This is a genomic window from Sphingomonas agri, assembly GCF_038148795.1.
GTDB lineage: Bacteria > Pseudomonadota > Alphaproteobacteria > Sphingomonadales > Sphingomonadaceae > Sphingomicrobium > Sphingomicrobium agri.
Window position 1 is genome coordinate 483,356 of sequence record NZ_JBAPEU010000002.1, and the last position, 19,934, is coordinate 503,289.

Genomic DNA, 19,934 nt, shown 5'->3' on the forward strand with positions numbered 1-19,934 from the left:
CGCTTGAACCTTCCTAATCGTCTCTGGACACGCGCTCGATACGCTCGTGGCGCTCCTGTGCCTCGAGCGTCATCGTCGCGATCGGGCGTGCCTCGAGCCGGCCAAGCGTGATCGGCTCGCCGCTCACTTCGCAATAGCCATACTCGCCCTCGTAGAGGCGGCGGATCGCACAATCGATCTTCGAGATCAGCTTGCGCTGCCGATCACGCGTGCGCAGCTCGATGGACCAGTCGGTCTCGCTCGAGGCGCGGTCGGCAAGATCGGGCTCGCGCAGCGAGTCGACCTGCAGCTGCGCCATGGTCTGGCGCGACTCCTCGATGATGTCTTCCTTCCACGCCTTGAGCTTGCGAAGGAAATAAGCGCGGTGCTTGCCGCACATGAATTCTTCGTCGTCCGAGGGACGATAGCCCTCGGGAAGAATGATTCTGTCGAAAGGTTCGAAATCTTCGCCGCCGTAAAGGTCGACTAGAGCAGTCGCCATTCAAGTCCCTCCCCGCACATGCCCGCACGTTCCCAATGCGGACGCCCCATACGCCGCCGCCTGGCTGCGGCCGGGGCCACCGGTGCAGCCGGAGGCGAATAAGACTGACTTTCCCGGGACTTATCCGGCAAAGCCTGTCATCCCCAATTGGGCCTATAAATATGCCGCCGACTGTTAACAAGAACTGACGAACGAACAGTGAAGAAATCGCCAAGCTGTTGCGAATATGGCGCGTTTTTCTTCGCAGTTGCAGCGTAAAGGCCGCTCGCCCATAGGCATTTTGTGCGCATTCTCCTCACGAACGACGACGGCGTGAACGCCCGCGGCTTGCGATTGCTGGAAAGCGTCGCCCGCAAGTTCAGCGACGACATATGGATCGTCGCGCCGGCAGAAGAACAGTCTGGGGCCGGCCATTCGCTCACCCTGACGACGCCCGTGCGACTCCGGCGACACGATGACCGGCGCTTCTCGGTGACGGGAACGCCAACCGACGCCGTCATGCTTGCACTCGCGCACGTCATGAAGGATTCGCCCCCGGACGTGATCCTTTCCGGGATCAACCGGGGCGCCAATCTTGCCGAAGACGTCACTTATTCAGGAACGGTCTCGGCAGCCATGGAAGGCGCACTCGCCGGCGTCCCCTCGATAGCGCTGAGCCAAGGCTATTCGCGCGAAGGGATGGGAGACACGGTCCCATTCGCTGCTGCGGAGGCCTGGGCCGAGCGGGTTCTTGGACCTTTGCTGGACTTCAAGACGGAGCCCAAGACCCTCATCAACGTCAACTTTCCTGCGATATCGCCCGACGACGTCCAGGGAATCAGGGTCTGCCGCCAGGGCCTGCGCGACTACGGCCGCCTCCGCATCGTCCAGCGAACCGATCCGCGCGGCTACGATTACTACTGGTTCGGGCTGGGACCGATGGTGGAGACGCCCGGACATCTCACCGACCTCGAGGCGATCGCCGCCGGCTATGTTTCAGTCAGCCCGCTGCACCTTGATTTGACGCATGAAGCCTCGCTGCAGTCCCTGCACGAGCGCTTGATCGGAGATCAGGCCTAGGCCCGCGCATCGGACAGGCGGCGCCAGACAACGAAAGGAGCCGTCAGTCTTCCGCGCTCGCGAGGCGCACGTCGAGGCCGCTGCTTTCGGGCAGAACGACCCTGAATTTCTTGTTGGCAAAGTCGATCGACACCTTCTTGAAGGCGCGGATGGCATTCATGCCCAGAAGGAGCGCGGGTCTTTTGTCGAGCCCGAGCTGCTTGAATGTGTGGGCATTGGTGAAGACGATTGCGAGGTTGTTGAGACCAATGCCGCCGACGTTGAGCTCACGAATGAACATATATTCGCCCGAGATCTTCTCGCCGGTGACAGATTCAAGCTCGACCGTTTGCCGGCCATTGATGAGATTGCGTCCGACGAGCCGCTCGCGAAGCGCCTGGTTGCCGATGGTGATTTGCGAGCCTGTATCGAGGACAACCGTCAGGCGCGCGCCGTTCGCCTCCGCATCGGTGACGATGAGACGGCCGTTCTTGCGGCGCGCCTCGACGATGATGGTCCCGGGCTCAGGACGGAAGTCCGGCGACTTCGAGGGCACGATCGACATGGTCTGGTTCTGGAAATCGAACTGGACGCGCTGCGAGCGCAGCATATCCACCCCGACAATTCCGTCCGCCCCGATATTGGCGCTCTCGAGCACTGCCGCTTCGACCGACCGTTCAGGAGGATGCGTGAATTCGAAATCGTGAACCGTCGCCGTTCTCACTTCCGAAGTCCCGGCGACCGTGTGCAGCTCTGCGCCGCCCGCGCTCTTGAGGTTCAATCTGTCAGCAATCTCTCTCGAGACCGCGGTGCGGTCGGCGCCGGTATCGACGAGGAAGCGATAAGGTCCTGCTCCCGACAGTCGTACCGGAACGGTCATCCGGTCGTCGTGCTCGTTGCGGAATTTGACGTCCTGCGTCTGCGTTGCCTTGTCGATCTCGGGAACACCGGCAACCGAATCCAGCTGCGTTGTCGCGGGCTGCGCCCAGGCGGCAGAAGCGGCCGATAGAAACGTCAGTACTGCAAGGCTCTTCTTCATGACCTTCTCCCGGTGCATCTCTACGCTCGCGTCGAGCGCACGGCAAACCGCCGGAACGGCTGTAATGAAACTCTCTGGTAAGCCTTGGCTGCTAGGGATCTGCGCGGAGTGGGGCCGGTTCGACGAACGTCGGATTGGATTGAGGCAACGCAAGTTGCGCAATTCGAGTGTCGGAGCCCACTGTCTTGAGCAAACGTCTGGTTGAAACCACCAATTATTCGATCTCGGCAGCGCCGCCGGCACAGCCTGAGCGTCGAAGGGGCGAACGTCGCACGGGCGATCGGTACATGAGCCTGCTGCGCGTCGGCGCGCTCGTCATTGATGGCCGCCGCGAACTTTGCCTCATCCGCAACGTATCGGCAGGCGGTATGATGATCCGCCCCTATTCCCCGATCGAGGCCGGGACCCGTCTCGCGGTCGAGCTCAAGCACGGGGAAAGCGTCAGCGGGATCGCACAATGGTCCGAGAACGGTCTTACGGGAATCGTCTTCGATTCAAAGGTAGACGTCGTCACGTTGCTGAGCGCCCCGGGAGGCGCCCCGCGGCCGCGAATGCCGCGGATCGAGCTCGAGTGCAGTGCGTCGCTGCGCCATGAAGGTGAAGTCTGGAGTGCCCGCGTCGTCAACATTTCGCAGGGTGGCCTATGTGTTGAATCGCCAACCCGGCTGCAGCTTGACGGCGATGTCGTCGTTGGGCTGCCGGGCCTTCATTCGGCAGCCGGCGTCGTCCGGTGGAGAGAAGGTCATTATTACGGGATCGGCTTCAACCGCGTCTATCCTGTCGACGAGTTGATGGGGTTTCTTCGCGAGCAGCAGGGCGACGAGCGCCGCTGCGCGACCGGCTGATCAATCGCCGATCAATCCGATCTGAGCCTTGGCGAGCCAGTTTTCGACCATGCTGCGCTCGTGCGCCGACAATGGCCGGCAAGCCAGACCCGGACGGCGGAAATCCTGCTGCGCCTTTTGCTTGGGCGCAGGAATCTGCCGGAGCACTTCCTCGCGCTTCAGCGGCGTGTCGAACGCCACTCCGGCAAACTTTCCCTGAACCCAGACAATGCGGCTCTTGAGGCGCATGTCCTTGCGTTCGAAATAGGTTTCCGATCCTTCCGCCGGCAGGCGATCGCTTTCGATCAGGGCGCCTTGCTCGGAAAGGTTGCGCAGCTTTACCGTCACGGGAACGCCGGCGACGTAGATGGTGGCTGTCAGGAGCACCGGTGACCGACGCGAACGCCGGTTCTGGGAAATGCTGCTCTCGTCCATGACTCGTTCGTAAGCCCGGACGGTAAATCTTAGTTTAACATCGGCGCAGAAGAAGCATCAGATTATTTGCGGGCATGACCCGGGTTTCGTCGAGCCGGAGTCCCCGCTCGCCAGCCGCGGCCGCGAAATCTTCAACGCTCCGCAAACCCCATTCCGGATCGCGGCTCTTGAGGCTCTCGTCAAAGTCGAGGTTGCTTTGGGCGGTCGGAATGTCGTCCTTCAGCCAGGGACCATAAAGGATCAGCGGCGCGCCAGGATTCAGCAGCCGGACGGCTCCCCCGATGAGCCCCAGTGCCGAAGCCCACGGGCTGATGTGAACCATGTTGATGCTGATGATGGCGTCGGCTTTCGCTATCGGCCAGTCGGCGGCGGCCGCATCGAGGAAAACCGGCGCGCGAACGTTGGAGAGCCGGCTCCCCTCCTGCCATGCAGAAATGGATCTCAGTGCATCCTCGTGGACGTCGCTTGGCTGCCATTCGAGCTCGTGAAAGCGTTCGGCAAAATAGACCGCGTGTTCGCCGGTCCCGCTCGCGATCTCGAGGACCAGGCCGGTCGACGGCAGCCAGTCGGCAAGGACCTTTGCAATCGGTTCCCGATTGCGAAGTGCCGCAGGAGCCGAGCGGCGGGCTCCCGCTATCTGGGCTTCGTAAAACCGGCGGACGTCACCCATTCGCGGCAATTCTGCGCGCACGCAAGTAAAGCTCAAGCCGCGTTGCCGAGAGCAGGCCGAGCGCGAAGCCGATGAACGCATCAGTTAGAAGCATGGCGCTGCTTCCCGGCTGGCCAGCGGCGGTTTCACCGAAGATCGCGCGGGCTCCAAGCTTGAGTGCAACCAGCACCAGCAGAAGCAGCATCGCCAGGGGTGAAGCCTTCTGGCGCAATTCGCCGGTTTCGGAGTTCCGGCGGATCAGGATCAGCTTGCCGCGGTGCCAGCCTGCCGCGATGCCGATCACAAGGCCGGCAAGGAGAAGCCCCCAGCCAAGAGGCGGAGGGACAAGTGCGAACAGCATCGAGCCCGCGATAAGAAAATAGAGCACCGGCACGATCCACAGCGTCCCCGGATTGAGCCGCCGCTCCTTGCCCATCGAGCGGAACCGCAGGAGCAGGACCACGGCGAGCACCACAAACGGTAGCGCCGTTGCAGCGAAACTTCCCCCTTGATGCTGCACCCGCTGCCCTCCCTACTCCGCCGCTTCGGCGTGATCTTGTTCCTTGTATGTCAGCACAGGCTTTCTCGCCGCCAGGGTTTCATCGAGCCGCCGACGCGGTGCGTAGACCGGGGCCGATTTCAGGCTCTGGTCGCCGGCTCTCGCCCGTTGCGCGATCGAGCGAACTGCCATGATGAACTGGTCTAAGCTCGCCTTGGATTCGGTTTCGGTCGGTTCGACGAGCATCGCACCGTGCACGACCAGCGGAAAATACATGGTCATTGGATGGAAGCCCTCGTCGATCAGAGCCTTGGCGAGGTCGAGCGTATTGACGTCGCCAGCAAAGCCGCGATCGGAAAAGATTGCTTCGTGCATGCAGGGCCCGCTCTTGGCGAAGGGCGCTTCGAGCACGTCTTCAAGGCTCCTGAGAATATAATTGGCGTTGAGGACCGCATCTTCTGCAACTTGCTTCAGGCCGTCCGCGCCGTGGCTCAGAATATAAGCGAGCGCGCGGGTGAACATTCCCATCTGTCCGTGGAATGCCACCATTCGGCCGAATGCGTGGGGATGCTCCTCTCCGGCATTTTCCTCTTCGACGAGCTTGTAGCTGCCGTCTGCCATCCGGGCGACGAAGGGCAGCGGACCATAGGGAGCGAGCGCTTCTGACAACACCACCGGCCCTGATCCGGGCCCGCCCCCTCCGTGTGGGGTCGAGAAAGTCTTGTGGAGGTTGATGTGCATGGCGTCGACCCCGAGGTCCCCCGGGCGGACCTTGCCAACGATCGCGTTGAAGTTCGCTCCGTCACAATAGACGAACGCGCCCGCGGCGTGGACCGCGTCGCTTATCGCCTTCATGTCAGGTTCGAAGAGGCCGCAGGTGTTGGGATTGGTGATCATCACCGCCGCGACATCGGGTCCGAGCCGAGCCTGCAGCGCCTCGAGGTCGACCCGTCCGGCTGCATTCGCCGGAATGTTCTCGACGCGATAGCCGGCAAAGGCGGCGGTGGCGGGGTTCGTCCCGTGAGCGCTTTCAGGCACCAGCACGACTTCGCGGCGGTCGCCGCGGGCCTCGAGTGCGGCCCTGATGCAAAGGAGACCGCACAGCTCGCCGTGTGCGCCGGCCTTCGGGCTCATCGCAACGCCCTGCATGCCGGTGAGTTCGAGCAGCCAGAACGCCAGCTCGTTGATCACCTCCAGCGCGCCCTGGACCGTCTCCTGCGGCTGCAACGGGTGAACGTCCGCGAAACCCGGCAGCCTCGCGACCTTCTCATTGAGCCGCGGATTGTGTTTCATCGTGCATGACCCGAGGGGGAAAAGGCCCAGATCAATCGCATAATTCTGTCGCGACAGGCGGGTGTAGTGGCGAACCGTCTCTGGCTCGCTGAGGCCCGGAAGCCCGATCGGACGCGAGCGTTCGAGCTTTCCAATCCTCGCCTCGCACTTCGGCGCGTCCTCGAAGTCGACGCCGGTCTGCCCGGTCGAACCGATCTCGAACAGCAGGGGCTCCTCGAGCATCAGGGCGCGGTTCCCGGTGACCGTCTCCATTTGTCCCTGCTCGTTCGCCGGCGAAGAGGGCCGCCATCCCGAAGGATTGATGGTCATTGGACGACCTCCTTTACGGCAGTTTCAAGTGCGAAGATGTCTTCGGCGCTCACGGTTTCGGTGACCGCGATCACAAGACCGTTCTCGAGGCTCTGGATGCCGGGATAGAGCCGGCCGAGCGAGACACCGCCAAGCACGCCGCTCTTCACCATCGCATGCACTGCGGGGCGCGCCGCGATCGGCAGCCTCAAGGTGAATTCGTTGAAGAAACTGTCGTTCACGACTTCCACTCCCGAGATGGCAGCGAGGCGGTCCGCAGCCTCGCACGCGCGCGCGTGGTTCAAGGAAGCCAGCTGCCTCAGCCCCTTTTCGCCCAGAAGCGTCAGATGGGCCGTGAATGCGAGGGCGCAGAGGACCGAGCTGGTGCAGATGTTCGAGGTCGCCTTCTCGCGGCGGATGTGCTGCTCGCGTGTCGACAGCGTCAGAACGAAGCCGCGCTTTCCTTCTGCGTCGACCGTTTCGCCCACGAGCCGCCCCGGCATCTGCCTGACATGCTTCTCGCGGCACGCGAACAGGCCGACGTAAGGGCCGCCGAACTGGAGGCCGACACCGATCGACTGGCCCTCGCCGACGACGATGTCGGCGCCCATTTCTCCAGGAGACCGGATCAGTCCCAGCGCCACCGGTTCGGTGACGACTGCGATAAGGAGGGCGCCGGAAGAGTGCGCCGCTTCGGCGATGGGCGTAAGGTCCGTGATGCGGCCGAGGATATCAGGGTATTGGACGACAACCGCGCTTGTCTCCCCGTCCATCAATGCGATGAGCTTGTCGGCGTCCGTTGCAGCGCCGAGTTCGGGCGCTCCGCCGTGGAGCTCGTCCCCGGTGAACTTCGCCATGGTTCGAGCAACGCTGACATAGTGAGGATGGACGCCGGAGGAGAAGATCGTCTTGTTCTTGCGCGTGATGCGGCGCGCCATGACGATCGCCTCCCACATCGCGGTCGAACCGTCGTACATCGAGGCGTTCGCCACCTCGCAGCCGAACAGCCGCGCAACCTGCGTCTGGAATTCAAACAGCATCTGCAGCGTGCCCTGCGCGATCTCTGGCTGGTAGGGCGTATAGCTGGTCAGGAATTCACCGCGCTGGATGACATGATCGACGCTCGCCGGGACGTGGTGCCTGTAGGCGCCGCAGCCCAGGAAGAAAGGCGTACTGCCTGCGACCATGTTCTTGCGCGACAGAGCGGTCATGTGCCGCTCAACCTCCATCTCGGAGGCGTGCATAGGCAGTCCGTCGATCGGTCCGGTGAGCCGAGCCTCGCCAGGCACGTCCTTGAACAGTTCCTCGATCGAGCCGGAGCCGATCACACCCAGCATGTCGCTGCGGTCGGCATTGCTCAGCGGCAGATAGCGCATCAGTCAGGCTTCCTCATGATGAAGCGGAGTCGGACATAGTCAGCGACGTTGGATCCGACGCGGTCCGCGACCGCCGTTCCAATTTCCCCTCGCTCTTCCTCGGGAACGCCGGCCCGATCGAGCCACCCCTTGCGGAAGGTCGTCACCCATTGGGCAATGCCATGCTCGATGGGAGTCGGACGCTCGATCAGCCGGGCATCGATCTCCCCAAAGCCGGCAGCCTCGTAGACCGCAGCAAAATCCTCTGGGCACGCGTACCAGTTGCTGGCTTCTAGGGGCGGAAGATAGCCACGGATGACGAGCTCCTCATCGAGTGCCTCGCGCAGCTTTCTCAGATTGCCCTCGCCACCCATCTCGCCGGCGAACCGGCCGCCGGGCTTTAGCGCTCGGAAGATCGCGCGGGCCGCCTGCTCCTTGTGCAACACCCAGTGAAGGGTCGCATTGGAGAAGGCTGCGTCGAACTGGGCGAAGAATTGCATGTCCTCGGCTGCAAGCAGCAGCGCATCGACGCCTCTTTCGCGGGCCGCTGCGATCATTTCAGGAGAGCTGTCGATCCCGAGCACCGTCGCTCCGCGCTCGATGATCCGGTTCGTCAGCGTACCTTCGCCGCAGCCGACATCGAGGATCCGCTCCCCGGGCAGGGGATCGAGAAGGTCGAGCGCCGCCCCGCCGAGTTCGGCGACGAAACCGCCAACCCGCGCATAATCTGCGGCATCCCATTTGCTGGTCGAGGCGACCGCCTTGCTCAAAGGGTCTGTATCCACTCGCGGTAGGCGCCCTCGTCCATCAATCCGCCCAGCTCGGATGGATTGTCGAGCTTCAGCTTGAAGAACCAGCCCTGCCCCTCTGGATCGCTGTTCACGAGCGCCGGATCGTCGACGACTGCCTGATTGCCTTCGATCACTTCGCCCGAGACCGGGGCATAGACATCGGAGGCAGCCTTCACGGATTCGACCACGGCGGCCTCCTGGCCCTTGGCAAGGCGCCGGCCCGCATCGGGAACTTCAGCAAAGACGATGTCGCCCAGCTGTTCCTGGGCGTGGCTGGAGATTCCGACGGTCGCAGTGTCCTCCTCGACCCGGATCCATTCGTGCTCCTTTGTGAAATAGACAGGCATCAGGCAGCTCCCTTGCGGTGATAGCGGTGCGGAACGAATGGCATTGAAACGACGCGCGCATCGAACAGCTTTCCGCGCTGCTCGAGCTTCAGCGAGGTGCCCTGTCCCGAAAGGTGATTTGCAACATAGCCCATGGCGATCGGGCGCTGCAGGCTCGGCGAGAACCCGCCGCTCGTGATCTTGCCTACCTCGTTACCCTCGCCATCAAGGACAAGCGCACCTTCGCGAACCGGCTGTCGTCCATCGATCTCGAAGCCCACGCGCTTCTCGATCGGACCATTGTCGAGCTCGGCAAGGATGCGCATGGCGCCCGGGAAACCACCCTCGGCGCGCCGCCTTTTGTTGATGGCAAAGTTGAGGCCGGCCATCACCGGCGTAGTCTTGAGATCAAGGTCGTGGCCGTAGAGCGGAAGCCCGGCCTCGAGCCGAAGCGAATCCCGAGCGCCAAGCCCGATCGGCCTTGCAAGGTCATGCGCAGTGATCGCGTCGGCAAGCGCGGCCGCTGCATTTCCGGGAACCGAAATCTCGAACCCGTCCTCGCCCGTGTAGCCGGAACGGCTGATCCATAGGCTGTGGCCGCTCCAGTTGAATGGCCGCCCCTCCATGAAGCTGAGCTCGGCGACGCCCGGAATGAGCGTCTCGAGCACTTCCGCTGCACGGGGTCCCTGTAGCGCGAGGAGCGCCTGCTCCTTCATATAGTCGATGACGATTTCGGCCGGCAGATTTGCGCGCATGACGTTCATGTCGCCGTGCTTGGTTGCACCGTTCACAACGACATAGAAATCGTCGCCGCGGCGAGTGGCCATGAGGTCGTCGATGATCCCGCCATGCTCGTCCAACAGCAGCGAATATTTGGGGACCATGTCCTTTGCCGCGCGGAAGTCTCCGGGCATCAGCGATTCCAGTGCCGCATCCACGCCTTGGCCATGAACGAGGAGCTGGCCCATGTGGCTCACGTCGAACAGGCCGGCATTCTCGCGAGTCCAGAGGTGCTCGGCGATGATGCCTTCGTACTGCACGGGCATCTCGTAGCCGGCGAAGGGGACCATCCGCGCTCCTCGAGCTCGATGCCACGAATCGAGCGCCAGCTTGCCAAGGGGCTCGGGCCGAGCACCCGCGCCGCCGTCGGGATCGCCGCTGTAGGGCGTGCCCCGCGCCTGGGTGTCGTCGGTCGGGCCGTTATGGACTTCCCTGCTCATTACCATGCGCTCCAGAAAAAGGTGCGACGGACAAGGCTCGCCTCACGAGCCAGTGCCAGCCGCCCCCGTCTGTCCCTAGCGCCTGAGAGCTTTGCCCCTTCGGCGGCCCGCCTTCGACTGAAGAAGAGCACTTTCCAGACTGTCAGGCGCGCGCGGTCCGTGGTGCCTGAGAGATTCCGGGGGCGGTTGCTCCTTCGGCGGTGGCTGTCGCCACACTCTCCCGCGCGGCCATTCCGGAGGTTTCACCCTCCGGCGACGGGCGGAGCCTTGGCGGTGCTGGAAACGGGAGTCAACGCGAACTTGCGCGTGAGAATCTAGCGGGTTGCGTTGTACTTCAGCTGGTCCTGCGTCAGCTGGAAGCCCACCAGATGCTCGAATGTCGCGTTCGCAACAGCCGACCGGACTCCAGGTTCAGCCAAAGGATCGATCGCGGCCTCCGCCTCGCCCGCCTTGCGCGGACGAGTGAGGATCGCGCGGACGCTGGCGGGAAGCGTCGCTGCGGAACGGTTCACGCGGACGCTGGCCTGGGCCCGGGTCGTCGCGTGCTGGCTTCCTGCGGGGAAGTTGAGGGCCACGGCGCCGATCTGCTTGGCTGCAATGCTGCTGCCGCCGCGGAGCGCGACATCGAAATAAGGGAGTATCACCTGCCTCGCCGGCCCCGCATCACGGCGAAGGCCGACTACCGTGAAGGTGATGGTCGAAACCACGTCATTGCCCGCGTCCTGGCAGAAGGCGCGGAGCTGGGTGATCGCCGCAGTCACGTCGATGGCACGGGAATCGCGGCTGTCCGATGGATTGAAAATGGTGACGTCGCCAGTCCCTGCAGGGATGCCGGTGATCGGGCACGTGCTGCGCACGGCATAGACGCCCCCGCCATTGTCGGATGTGAGGTCGCCCGCATGGCGGCACCCACCGAGCAGCGTCAGGGCAGTTAGAGCGGCGAGGCGGAGCTTCACGTGCGGATGGTTCCTTTGAGGCAGAGAACTGGCCCGCGTTCATAGGAAGGGCCTTCTATGGCTGCAAGCGATGCCTTACATGGCCTGCACCGTGCCTGAACCCCCAAGCCCACTTCCTCCCTTGCGCGTCGTGATCGCAGCGCCCCGCGGTTTCTGCGCCGGCGTCGACCGGGCGATCCAGATCGTGGAGCTTGCGCTCGAGCGGTTCGGTTCACCCGTCTACGTGCGCCACGAAATTGTCCATAACCGGTTCGTGGTCGAACGTCTGAAAAGCATGGGCGCCGTATTCGTCGACGAGCTCGACGAGGTTCCGGACGACAGGCCCGTCGTGTTTTCCGCGCACGGAGTTCCAAAGTCCGTGCCCGCGGCGGCGCAGGATCGCGGCCTTACCTATGTCGATGCGACCTGTCCCCTCGTCTCCAAAGTCCATCGCCAGGCCCAGCGCCTTATCGAGGAAGGGCGCCACATCCTCTTTATCGGCCATGCCGGTCACCCCGAGGTCATCGGCACCTTCGGGCAGGTACCCAACGGGTCCATGACGCTCGTCGAGACGGTCGAGGACGTCGGTGACCTTGGGGTTCCCGCCACTGCGAGCCTTGCATTCCTGACACAAACGACCCTCTCGGTCGACGATACGGCCGCGATCGTGGAGGCCCTAAAGGCCCGGTTCCCGGGCATCCGCGCGCCGCGCAGCGAGGACATCTGCTACGCGACCTCGAATCGGCAGGCCGCCGTGAAGGCAATTGCTGCGGAGTGCGAGCGGATGCTTGTCATCGGCGCTCCCAACAGCAGCAACTCGCTCCGCCTCGCTGAAGTCGCCGAGCGCCTCGGTGTACCGGCGCGCCTCATCGAGCGCGCGTCCGACATCGACTGGCACTGGCTCGGAAAGCCCGAGACCCTCGGGATAACCGCAGGCGCCTCGGCGCCGGAAACGCTCGTTCGCGAGGTGGTCGACGCCCTGCGCACCCGCTTCGATATCGAGGAAGTCGAGGCGGACCACACCCCCGAGCGGATGGTTTTCAAGCTGCCGCGCGAGCTTGCGCCTGACCAACTTGCCTGAAGTCGACATCTTCACCGACGGTGCCTGCCGCGGCAACCCCGGTCCTGGCGGCTGGGCCGCTCTCCTCCGGACGGGCGGCAAGGAGCGCGAGCTATCGGGGGGCGAGGCCCTCACCACCAACAACCGAATGGAACTGATGGCTGCGATCAAGGGTCTAGAAGCCCTAAAGCGGCCCTGTCTCGTGCGTTTGCACACCGACAGCATCTACGTTCGTGACGGGATCACCCGCTGGGTTCACAACTGGCAGCGCAATGGATGGCGGACCGCCGACAAGAAGCCGGTCAAGAACGCCCGGCTGTGGCAGGAGCTGATCAGCGCTGCAGCACCGCACCGGGTCGAATGGCATTGGGTGAAGGGCCACAGCGGGCATCCCGAAAACGACCGCGTCGATGCGCTCGCTTGTGCCGCCGCGGACGATCAGCGAACCCACCACAGGCTGTGAATTAAAGTTCACTTTTGATGCGGAGTCGGCAGGATTAAATAGCCGGCCGTCACCGACTCTCTCGTTCCCCTGTTGGAAAGTTGGTGAGGGGAGGCGTCACCCACGCCTCCCCAACTCTCACTTCAGGATCAGTGTGGGAAACGCCGCGGCGAAAAAATTGCCGGGTCGATCTTCGCAACGGTTGGATGGCCCGCTTCACCAAGAAGCAGGGATGCCGCGAGCCTGGCGGCGGCAGGCGAAGTCTGGATCCCGAACCCCCCTTGCCCCACACACCAGAAAATGCCGGGCGCAGTCGCATCAAATCCATAGACCGGGAGGCGGTCCGGAGCGAAGCTTCGAAGGCCCGCCCAGCTGCGCTCGACCCGTTCCACCGGCCAATCGACCACATTCTTGAAACGCTCGATCGCGATCGCGATGTCGATCTCCTCGGGCGCTGCATCGCAGGGTACGCTCGCGATTTCGTCGTGGGGACTGAGCCACAGCGACCTCTCGCCCTCCCCCTTGAAGTAGAATGTGCCCTCGGCATCATCGACCAGGGGCAGATCCCTGAGACCGGCGCGCCCAACTCTCAGCTGAACCATCGTCCGCCGCTTGGGCGCAATGTCGAGGGGCGCAAGACCGCACGCTCTTGCGACGTCGTCGGCCCAGGCGCCGGCGGCAATCACGATCGTCGCTGCATCCAGCGTTGAACCGTCTTCGAGGGTCACGTGCCACGCGCCTTCGCGCCGGGTGGCCGAGTGCAGCCTCGCACGCGTGCCAAGTTCGCCCCCGTCCCGCCGAAACCGGCGCAGATAAGCACCGTGCAGGCCTCCCGCATCAATGTCTGCGCAGCCGGGCTCGAACAGCGCCCGGCGCCATTGCGGCCTGATTCCGGGAAGAAGGCGCTCGAGTTCGGCGCGTTCGATGATCCTCGTGTCGATCCCGGCTGGGAGACTGGGCAACTCGTCATGGGTCAGGTGAAGGTCGCCGCGCGTGCGCAGGAACCCATGTTCGGAAAAACCGGCAGGCGGCGACTCGAGAAATGAGCGCGATGCCTTGCTCAGCTTCGCAACCTCAGGCCCTCCATAGCTTTCGAGGTAGAATGCGGCCGAGCGGCCGGTCGAATGGTAGCCGCAATGGTCTTCGGCCTCGATGATGAGCGTCCGAGTGCTCGCTGCTATCTCGGCTCCAAGGCTTGCACCGGCGATGCCTCCGCCCACGATGATGACGTCAAATTTGTCCATTCCCGTCGCTGGTTACGAATTGGAAAGCCGCGCCGTCTAGGGGTGGAACCATGTTCAACGGCACGTTTACCGATCTGTTGCTCCTGTGGCTCGCAGCGATGCTCGTCGTCGCTGCGGTGATCGATGCGCGCACGTTCACGATTTCGAACCGCCTGAATTTGACGGTGGCGCTCGGAGCTCCCCTTTACTGGATGTCGATTTCGCTGGCGCCCTGGCCTGGCATGGCGGTGCACGTTGCAGCCGCCGTTACGGTGTTCGGGCTGCTCGCTGCGGCATTCTACATGGGGATGATGGGTGGAGGCGATGTGAAGCTCGCAGCCGCGTTCGCGCTGTGGTTTCCGATCGCATCGACGGTCAAGTTTCTGGTGCTGATGTCTGTCGCGGGCGGGGTGCTGACCTTGGCCATTGTCGGCTGGCACCGGGCAGCTCGGCGCGAGGGACGTCCGAACATTCCGTATGGGGTCGCGATCGCCTTTGGCGGTCTCGCGATTCTCGCCCAACGGTTTCTTAACCAATTTGTCTGATTTCTGAGGCTGTTCAAGGGGCCCGTAAGGGGGAGGCGATTTCGCCATGGATGTAAAGAAGCTCGCGCTGCTCGTTGGAGCGCTGGTCATAGCGGTCGTAACCGCTGTCATGGCCAAGAATATGTTCGCCGGTGCTGCTGCGCCGCAGGCTGCGGCCGCGCCCGTCCCGATGGGACCCAAGGTGCTGGTCGCCAAGAAGTCGCTGCCCGTCGGTACGATTATCGATGCCGACAGCTTCACTCTTCAGCCCTGGCCGAAGGAACTGATGCAGAACGCCTATTATGTCGAGGGCCAGCCTGACGGCGATCCCCGCAAGCTGCTCGGCACGGTCGTTCGCTATCCGATCACGGCAGGTCAGCCGGTGACCCGCGGAGCGCTCGTCGGGCCGCAGGATCGCGGCTTCCTCGCCGCGGCGCTTGGCCCCGGAATGCGCGCCATCACGGTTCCCGTGAACCTCTCCGCCGGCGTCGCGGGCTTCGTCTTCCCGGGCGACCATGTCGACCTCGTGCTGACACAGCAGGTCCAGGGCGGCGGTGACGGCGCCCCGCTGAAGGTTGCCGAGACGATCCTTCGCAACCTGAGGGTCCTCGCGACCGACCAGCGCATGACCGACAAGGATGATGAGGGCAAGACCCAGGTGCGCGCGTTCTCGAACGTAACGCTCGAGGTCACTCCGCGCATCGCCGAGAAGATCGCGGTTGCGCAGAGCCTCGGCTCGCTGTCGCTGTCCCTTCGCTCGATCGCCGACAACACGTCGGACATGGAGCGTGCGGTTGCAGCCGGCGACATCAAGGTTCCGGCCGGCACCAGCCCGGACCAGGAAAGGCAGATGCTGACGGCAATGGCCAACCGGCCGATCGACGGCAGCACGACCTTCTCGACCGGCGGTGACGTGTCGCGCTTCCAGCGCCGCTCCGTCCCCGCTCGCACTGCCGCAGCTCCGGCTGCGGGAGCCACGGGTGCAACCCCGGCGGCGGCGGCCATGCCCGTCGGCCCGGTCGTCCGCATCGCTCGCGGCAATAATGTCACCGTTGTTCCGGTGGGAGCTCGCTAAGATGAAGACTCAAGCCATCACCCGCCGGGCTCGCCTCGGCACCGCAATGGCCGCACTGGCAATTGCGCTCGGCACGGCAGGCGCCGCGGCTCCGGCCGCTGCCCAGCCGACCTCGGCCAAGCCGGCCGAGACGCTGAACCTCAGCAAGGGCACGGGTACCCTCATCCGTCTGTCGGAGCCGATGAGCGACCTCTTTGTCGCCAACGACGCCATCGCCGACGTCCAGGTCCGCTCGCCGACCCAGCTCTACGTGTTCGGCAAGGACTCGGGCGAAACGACGATCTTTGCGACCTCGAAAGGCGGCCGCGTTGTCTACGCGACCAATGTCCGGGTCGCCCAGAACCTCGCGAACGTGAACGAAATCATTCACGCCGCAATGCCTGACTCGAACATCACCATCACCACCGTCGGTCAGGTCGCGGTCATGAACGGCACGGTCGCCTCGCCCGAAGATGCGGCGCAGGCCCAGTCGCTTGTCACTTCGCTGCTCAATCCGGGCAAGAAGGTGGGTGACCTTCTGGACATCGTTCCGGTCAACCGGCTGAAAACGGCGACGCCGCTGCAGGTGATGCTCAAGGTGCGCATCGCAGAGGTCAATCGTTCGCTGTTGAAATCGATGGGCGTCAATCTGCTGTCGCACGACTCGACCGGCGGCTTCAAATTCGCCATCGGCCGCGGCAATCCCGGCACCATCAGCGGTCCTAACAGCGGGATTGTCAACATCTCGAGCACGGCAACGACTCTCGGCGCGTTCGGGCACCTGCTCGGCCTCGACATTCTGGGTTCGCTCGACATCGCCGCAAGCGACGGCGTCGCAACGATCCTCGCGGAACCGACGCTGACGGCCCTCTCGGGCGAGACTGCGAGCTTCCTCGCCGGCGGCGAGTTCCCGATCCCGGTGTCGCAGGGCAACAATGCCGTGACCATCGAATACAAGCAGTACGGTGTTGGCCTCGCCTTCACGCCGATCGTGCTTGGCGACGGGCGCATTTCCATGCGCGTCCGACCCGAGGTCAGCCAGCTTTCCGATGCAGGCGCGGTAAACCTTGCCAACTTCAAGGTGCCCGCACTCATCACGAGGCGCGCGGAAACGACGGTCGAGCTCGGCTCGGGCCAGTCCTTCATGATTGCCGGCCTGTTGCAGAACACGGGGAACAACAGCGTCGACAAGGCACCGTTCCTTGGCGACCTGCCGATCCTGGGCATGCTGTTCCGCTCGACCAAGTACCAGCGGCAGGAAACGGAAATGGTCGTCATCGTGACGCCGTATCTGGTCCGCCCGATCTCCGGACAGCTCGCAACTCCAATCGACGGCTACCGCGCACCGAACGACCTCGTGCGTGACGTCGGCGGACAGACGTTCAGCGGCCGCAGCGGCGACCGCACTCCGACGGCCATTGCTGCACCCGCCGCGCCGATCCCGGCCGGTAGCGCGGCTCCCGCCCCCGGGTTCCGTCGGTGATCCGCGGCCCTTTCAGGAAGGAATCGACGATGCGCTCGAAGTTTCTCCTCATCGCTCTCGGCTCTGCCCTGGCGGGCTGCCAGACGCCCACCGGACCCGATGTGAGGGCGGCCGGACTGTCCGCCGTCAACGTGCCGGTCGTGACCAGCGCGAACTACGTGTTCGACGCCGCAGCTCCCGGAGGCACCCTTGCTTCAGGCGAGAGTGATCGCCTGAACGGATGGTTCCAGGGCCTCGATCTTGGCTATGGCGACACGGTCTACGTCGACGGCGGCTACGCCCCCGGTGCCCGGTCGCAGGTTGCCGTCATCGCGGGCCGCTACGGAATGATCGTGACGCCCGGCGCTCCTGTCACTGCGGGTCCCGTCCGGCCCGGATCGGTCCGTGTGGTTGTCGCTCGTCGCCGCGCGTTCGTGCCCAACTGCCCGAACTGGAGCCGGCCCTCGCAGCCCGACTGGAACAACCAGTCGATGTCCAATTACGGCTGCTCGGTGAACTCCAACCTCGCTGCGATGATCGCCGATCCGCAAGACCTGATCCACGGCCGCGAGGCCGCCCCGGTCACCGATGCGGTCGCCGCGGCCCGCGCAGTCGACATGTACCGCACCAAGCCCATGACGGGCGCCGGCGGTCTCCAGTCAGTATCGCCCAAGGGAGGCAATTAATGAACGCCCCGTTCCAGGCACGCGCAGGTTTGCGCGATCCGTTCACGGCCTTCGTGTGCGACGACGCGACCGCCGACATGCTTCGGCCGGTGGCGGTCGAGCACGGCTGGTCGCCGGAGAAAGTGAACAAGGGCGGTCTTCGCAACGCCGTCCAGTCGCTCTCGGTATCGGCAAGTCCGAACATCCTGTTCGTCGACCTCAGCGAGTCCGCGGATCCGCTGAACGACATCAACGCGCTCGCGGAAGTCTGCGAGCCCGGCACGATCGTGATTGCAGCGGGCACCGTCAACGACGTGCGCCTCTATCGCGACCTCGTCGCGAGCGGCATTCACGATTATCTGCTGAAGCCCTTCACCGTTGATCAGCTGCGCGACACCTTTGCACACGCGCAGATGATCCTTTCGGGACCGCGCGGCGAGACGCAGGCGGATCGCCCGCACGTCATGGCTGCCGTTATCGGCGTCCGCGGCGGCGTCGGCGCTTCGACGATCGCGACCTCTCTCGCCTGGCTCTTCGGTGAAAAGGCGCGCCGCTCGACGGCGCTGCTCGACCTCGACGTGCATTTCGGCACGGGCGCCCTGGCGCTCGACCTCGAGCCAGGCCGCGGTCTTACCGACGCCATCGAGAATCCGAGCCGCATCGACGGACTGTTCATCGAACGCGCCATGGTTCGCGCCAACGAGCGCCTCTCGGTTCTCTCGGCCGAAGCGCCCATCCACCAGCCGCTGGTAACCGACGGCTCCGCTTTCTTCCAGCTGCAGGAAGAGATGCGCAACGCGTTCGAATCGACCGTACTCGACCTGCCCCGGCAGATGCTGATCCAGTATCCGCACCTGGTGCACGATGCGCACGTCGCAGTCGTGGTCGCCGAGCTGACGCTCGCCGCGACACGCGACACGATCCGCATTCTTGCGTGGCTGAAATCCAATGCACCGCAGACGAAGGTGATCGTCGTTGCAAACAGCGTTCCCTCGGGCGGAGCCCTGGAGATCAGCCGCAAGGATTTCGAGCAATCGATCGAACGGTCGGTCGATGTCGTCTTCCCGTTCGACTCCAAGGTTGCTGCCCAGTCGGCAAAGCTCGGCAAGCCGATGGCCGAAGTTGCCGGCGGCAAGCTCGCGGCTCCCTTCAACGCGCTCTCGGGCATGGTTCTCAACCATGCGAGCGAGGAAGGGACTGCAGCTGAGCCGCAGGCGACCGGCGGGAACAAGTCGCTGGTCGACAATCTGAAGTCGATGCTCGCCAAGCCGAAGGACAAAGCGGCCTAAGCGAGCGGTGCACGGCGTTCCCATCGGGCGCCGATCGTAAGAAGTGAGAAGGCGAGGCAAGCATGCTCTTGTGGCTACTTATTATCGGTGCGGCCGCGGCGATCATGCTCGCCCTCACGGCGCTGAGCGGTCCATCCGCTGCCAAGAACGTCAAGCGGCGCATCGAACTCATCAAGGAGCGTCACGGCGATACCATCGCGGGCAGCGCCCAGGCACAGATCCGCAAGCTGTTCGCGGAGCGGGCGACCAAGTTCGAGGGCATTGCCTCGACCCTGATCCCGAGGCCGGCGCTCCTGCGCAAGCGCCTCGAGCAGACGGGAAAGGACATCAGCCTTGGCAAGTATGCGATAATCGCCACCGGCATCGTGCTCTTCGTGACCGTCGCGCTGACCATAAAAGGGGCGCCGCTGTTCCTGTCGCTGCTGCTGGGCATCTTTTTCGGCATCGGCGGACCGCATTTCTTTGTCGGCCGGATGATCAAGCGCCGCATCAACAAGTTCACTTCGAACTTCCCCGATGCGATCGAGCTGATGGTGCGCGGGCTTCGCTCGGGTCTGCCCATCACCGAGACGCTGGGCATCGTCGCGGGCGAAATCCAGGGGCCGGTCGGCGTCGAGTTCCGAATGGTCTCCGACAAGATGAAGATCGGCCGCACGATGGAAGCTGCTCTCCAGGAAACGGCTGACCGCCTCGGTACCGCCGAGTTCCAGTTCTTCGTCATCACGCTTGCCATCCAGCGCGAGACCGGCGGCAACCTTGCCGAGACCCTGTCGAACCTTGCCGACGTGCTCCGCAAGCGTGCGCAGATGAAGCTCAAGATTCGCGCGATGAGCTCGGAATCGAAGGCATCGGCCTATATCGTCGGCTCGCTGCCGTTCGTCGTCTTCGGCCTCGTGTACATGATCAACCCTCGGTACATGGGCCAATTCTTCATTGACCAGCGCCTGATCGTTGCCGGAATCGGCGGCATGATCTGGATGGGCCTTGGCGGCCTCATCATGGCCAAGATGGTCAACTTCGAGATCTAAGGGAGGCTAGTTAG

The 19,934-nt window shown here is 63.9% G+C and carries 22 protein-coding genes and 2 riboswitches; of the genes, 10 read left to right on the forward strand and 12 right to left on the reverse strand.

Annotated features, from left to right (window positions below; translation table 11 throughout):
• Nucleotides 1–13: 13 nt before the first annotated feature.
• Entirely contained in the window at nt 14–481 is a 468-nt protein-coding gene (gene dksA, locus V8192_RS09160; RefSeq protein WP_373276338.1) for an RNA polymerase-binding protein DksA, read from the reverse strand.
• A gap of 282 nt (nt 482–763) precedes the next feature.
• Between dksA and surE the strand changes: the two genes are divergently transcribed.
• Nucleotides 764–1,540, forward strand: a complete 777-nt coding sequence (surE, locus tag V8192_RS09165; protein ID WP_341632770.1) for a 5'/3'-nucleotidase SurE — start codon at nt 764–766, stop codon at nt 1,538–1,540.
• 43 nt (nt 1,541–1,583) lie between these two features.
• Here the strand turns inward: surE and V8192_RS09170 are convergent, their stop codons facing one another.
• Nucleotides 1,584–2,576 carry an aspartyl protease family protein gene (locus tag V8192_RS09170; protein ID WP_341632771.1) on the reverse strand — a complete coding sequence of 331 codons (993 nt, stop codon included), beginning with the start codon at nt 2,574–2,576 and terminating at the stop codon, nt 1,584–1,586.
• A 167-nt stretch (nt 2,577–2,743) separates the two neighbouring features.
• Between V8192_RS09170 and V8192_RS09175 the strand changes: the two genes are divergently transcribed.
• Nucleotides 2,744–3,403, forward strand: a complete 660-nt coding sequence (locus V8192_RS09175) for a PilZ domain-containing protein (RefSeq protein ID WP_341632772.1) — start codon at nt 2,744–2,746, stop codon at nt 3,401–3,403.
• Here V8192_RS09175 and V8192_RS09180 read toward each other — a convergent pair whose 3' ends face one another.
• From V8192_RS09180 to V8192_RS09220, 9 genes are all read right to left on the reverse strand, one after another.
• Nucleotides 3,404–3,817, reverse strand: coding sequence for a PilZ domain-containing protein (locus V8192_RS09180; protein ID WP_341632773.1), 414 nt, complete (start codon nt 3,815–3,817; stop codon nt 3,404–3,406).
• Between the two features lie 34 nt (nt 3,818–3,851).
• On the reverse strand, nt 3,852–4,487 hold the full coding sequence (locus tag V8192_RS09185; RefSeq protein ID WP_341632774.1) for a DUF938 domain-containing protein: 636 nt from the start codon (nt 4,485–4,487) through the stop codon (nt 3,852–3,854).
• Nucleotides 4,480–4,986, reverse strand: a complete 507-nt coding sequence (locus tag V8192_RS09190) for a CcdC protein domain-containing protein (protein WP_341632775.1) — start codon at nt 4,984–4,986, stop codon at nt 4,480–4,482. Before V8192_RS09190 ends, V8192_RS09185 begins: the two co-directional genes overlap by 8 nt.
• A 12-nt stretch (nt 4,987–4,998) precedes the next feature.
• Complete coding sequence (gene gcvPB / locus V8192_RS09195; protein WP_341632776.1) at nt 4,999–6,567, reverse strand: aminomethyl-transferring glycine dehydrogenase subunit GcvPB; 1,569 nt, start codon at nt 6,565–6,567, stop codon at nt 4,999–5,001.
• Nucleotides 6,564–7,922, reverse strand: coding sequence for an aminomethyl-transferring glycine dehydrogenase subunit GcvPA (gene gcvPA / locus V8192_RS09200; RefSeq protein WP_341632777.1), 1,359 nt, complete (start codon nt 7,920–7,922; stop codon nt 6,564–6,566). Before gcvPA ends, gcvPB begins: the two co-directional genes overlap by 4 nt.
• Nucleotides 7,922–8,671 carry a class I SAM-dependent methyltransferase gene (locus V8192_RS09205; RefSeq protein ID WP_341632778.1) on the reverse strand — a complete coding sequence of 250 codons (750 nt, stop codon included), beginning with the start codon at nt 8,669–8,671 and terminating at the stop codon, nt 7,922–7,924. The genes gcvPA and V8192_RS09205 overlap by 1 nt, the downstream gene beginning before the upstream one ends.
• Nucleotides 8,668–9,039, reverse strand: a complete 372-nt coding sequence (gene gcvH, locus V8192_RS09210) for a glycine cleavage system protein GcvH (protein WP_341632779.1) — start codon at nt 9,037–9,039, stop codon at nt 8,668–8,670. Before gcvH ends, V8192_RS09205 begins: the two co-directional genes overlap by 4 nt.
• On the reverse strand, nt 9,039–10,238 hold the full coding sequence (gcvT, locus tag V8192_RS09215) for a glycine cleavage system aminomethyltransferase GcvT (protein WP_341632780.1): 1,200 nt from the start codon (nt 10,236–10,238) through the stop codon (nt 9,039–9,041). The genes gcvH and gcvT overlap by 1 nt, the downstream gene beginning before the upstream one ends.
• A 65-nt stretch (nt 10,239–10,303) precedes the next feature.
• Nucleotides 10,304–10,380, reverse strand: a riboswitch (glycine riboswitch).
• Nucleotide 10,381: 1 nt separating this feature from the next.
• Nucleotides 10,382–10,471: riboswitch (glycine riboswitch) on the reverse strand.
• An 81-nt stretch (nt 10,472–10,552) separates the two neighbouring features.
• Nucleotides 10,553–11,194, reverse strand: a complete 642-nt coding sequence (locus V8192_RS09220) for a hypothetical protein (RefSeq protein WP_341632781.1) — start codon at nt 11,192–11,194, stop codon at nt 10,553–10,555.
• A gap of 79 nt (nt 11,195–11,273) precedes the next feature.
• Between V8192_RS09220 and ispH the strand changes: the two genes are divergently transcribed.
• A complete protein-coding gene (ispH, locus tag V8192_RS09225; protein ID WP_341632782.1) occupies nt 11,274–12,254 on the forward strand; it encodes a 4-hydroxy-3-methylbut-2-enyl diphosphate reductase in 981 nt (326 codons plus the stop codon).
• Nucleotides 12,238–12,696 (forward strand): ribonuclease HI, encoded by a 459-nt coding sequence (gene rnhA / locus V8192_RS09230; RefSeq protein ID WP_341633321.1) that lies wholly within the window; start codon nt 12,238–12,240, stop codon nt 12,694–12,696. The genes ispH and rnhA overlap by 17 nt, the downstream gene beginning before the upstream one ends.
• A gap of 128 nt (nt 12,697–12,824) precedes the next feature.
• Here rnhA and V8192_RS09235 read toward each other — a convergent pair whose 3' ends face one another.
• Nucleotides 12,825–13,919, reverse strand: a complete 1,095-nt coding sequence (locus tag V8192_RS09235) for an NAD(P)/FAD-dependent oxidoreductase (protein WP_341632783.1) — start codon at nt 13,917–13,919, stop codon at nt 12,825–12,827.
• 50 nt (nt 13,920–13,969) lie between these two features.
• On the opposite strand from V8192_RS09235, the gene V8192_RS09240 reads away from it, so the two are divergent.
• The 6 genes from V8192_RS09240 (at nt 13,970) to V8192_RS09265 (ending at nt 19,920) form a co-directional block, all read left to right on the forward strand.
• Nucleotides 13,970–14,443 (forward strand): A24 family peptidase, encoded by a 474-nt coding sequence (locus tag V8192_RS09240; RefSeq protein ID WP_341632784.1) that lies wholly within the window; start codon nt 13,970–13,972, stop codon nt 14,441–14,443.
• A gap of 46 nt (nt 14,444–14,489) precedes the next feature.
• Nucleotides 14,490–15,497 carry a Flp pilus assembly protein CpaB gene (gene cpaB / locus V8192_RS09245; protein WP_341632785.1) on the forward strand — a complete coding sequence of 336 codons (1,008 nt, stop codon included), beginning with the start codon at nt 14,490–14,492 and terminating at the stop codon, nt 15,495–15,497.
• A 1-nt stretch (nt 15,498) separates the two neighbouring features.
• On the forward strand, nt 15,499–16,959 hold the full coding sequence (locus tag V8192_RS09250) for a type II and III secretion system protein family protein (RefSeq protein ID WP_341632786.1): 1,461 nt from the start codon (nt 15,499–15,501) through the stop codon (nt 16,957–16,959).
• Nucleotides 16,960–16,988: 29 nt separating this feature from the next.
• Nucleotides 16,989–17,624 (forward strand): CpaD family pilus assembly lipoprotein, encoded by a 636-nt coding sequence (locus tag V8192_RS09255; RefSeq protein ID WP_341632787.1) that lies wholly within the window; start codon nt 16,989–16,991, stop codon nt 17,622–17,624.
• Nucleotides 17,624–18,892, forward strand: a complete 1,269-nt coding sequence (locus V8192_RS09260) for a pilus assembly protein CpaE (RefSeq protein WP_341632788.1) — start codon at nt 17,624–17,626, stop codon at nt 18,890–18,892. Before V8192_RS09255 ends, V8192_RS09260 begins: the two co-directional genes overlap by 1 nt.
• A 62-nt stretch (nt 18,893–18,954) precedes the next feature.
• The gene (locus V8192_RS09265; RefSeq protein ID WP_341632789.1) at nt 18,955–19,920 is read left to right on the forward strand and encodes a type II secretion system F family protein; all 966 of its coding nucleotides are present in this window, start codon (nt 18,955–18,957) and stop codon (nt 19,918–19,920) included.
• The last annotated feature ends 14 nt before the right edge of the window (nt 19,921–19,934 follow it).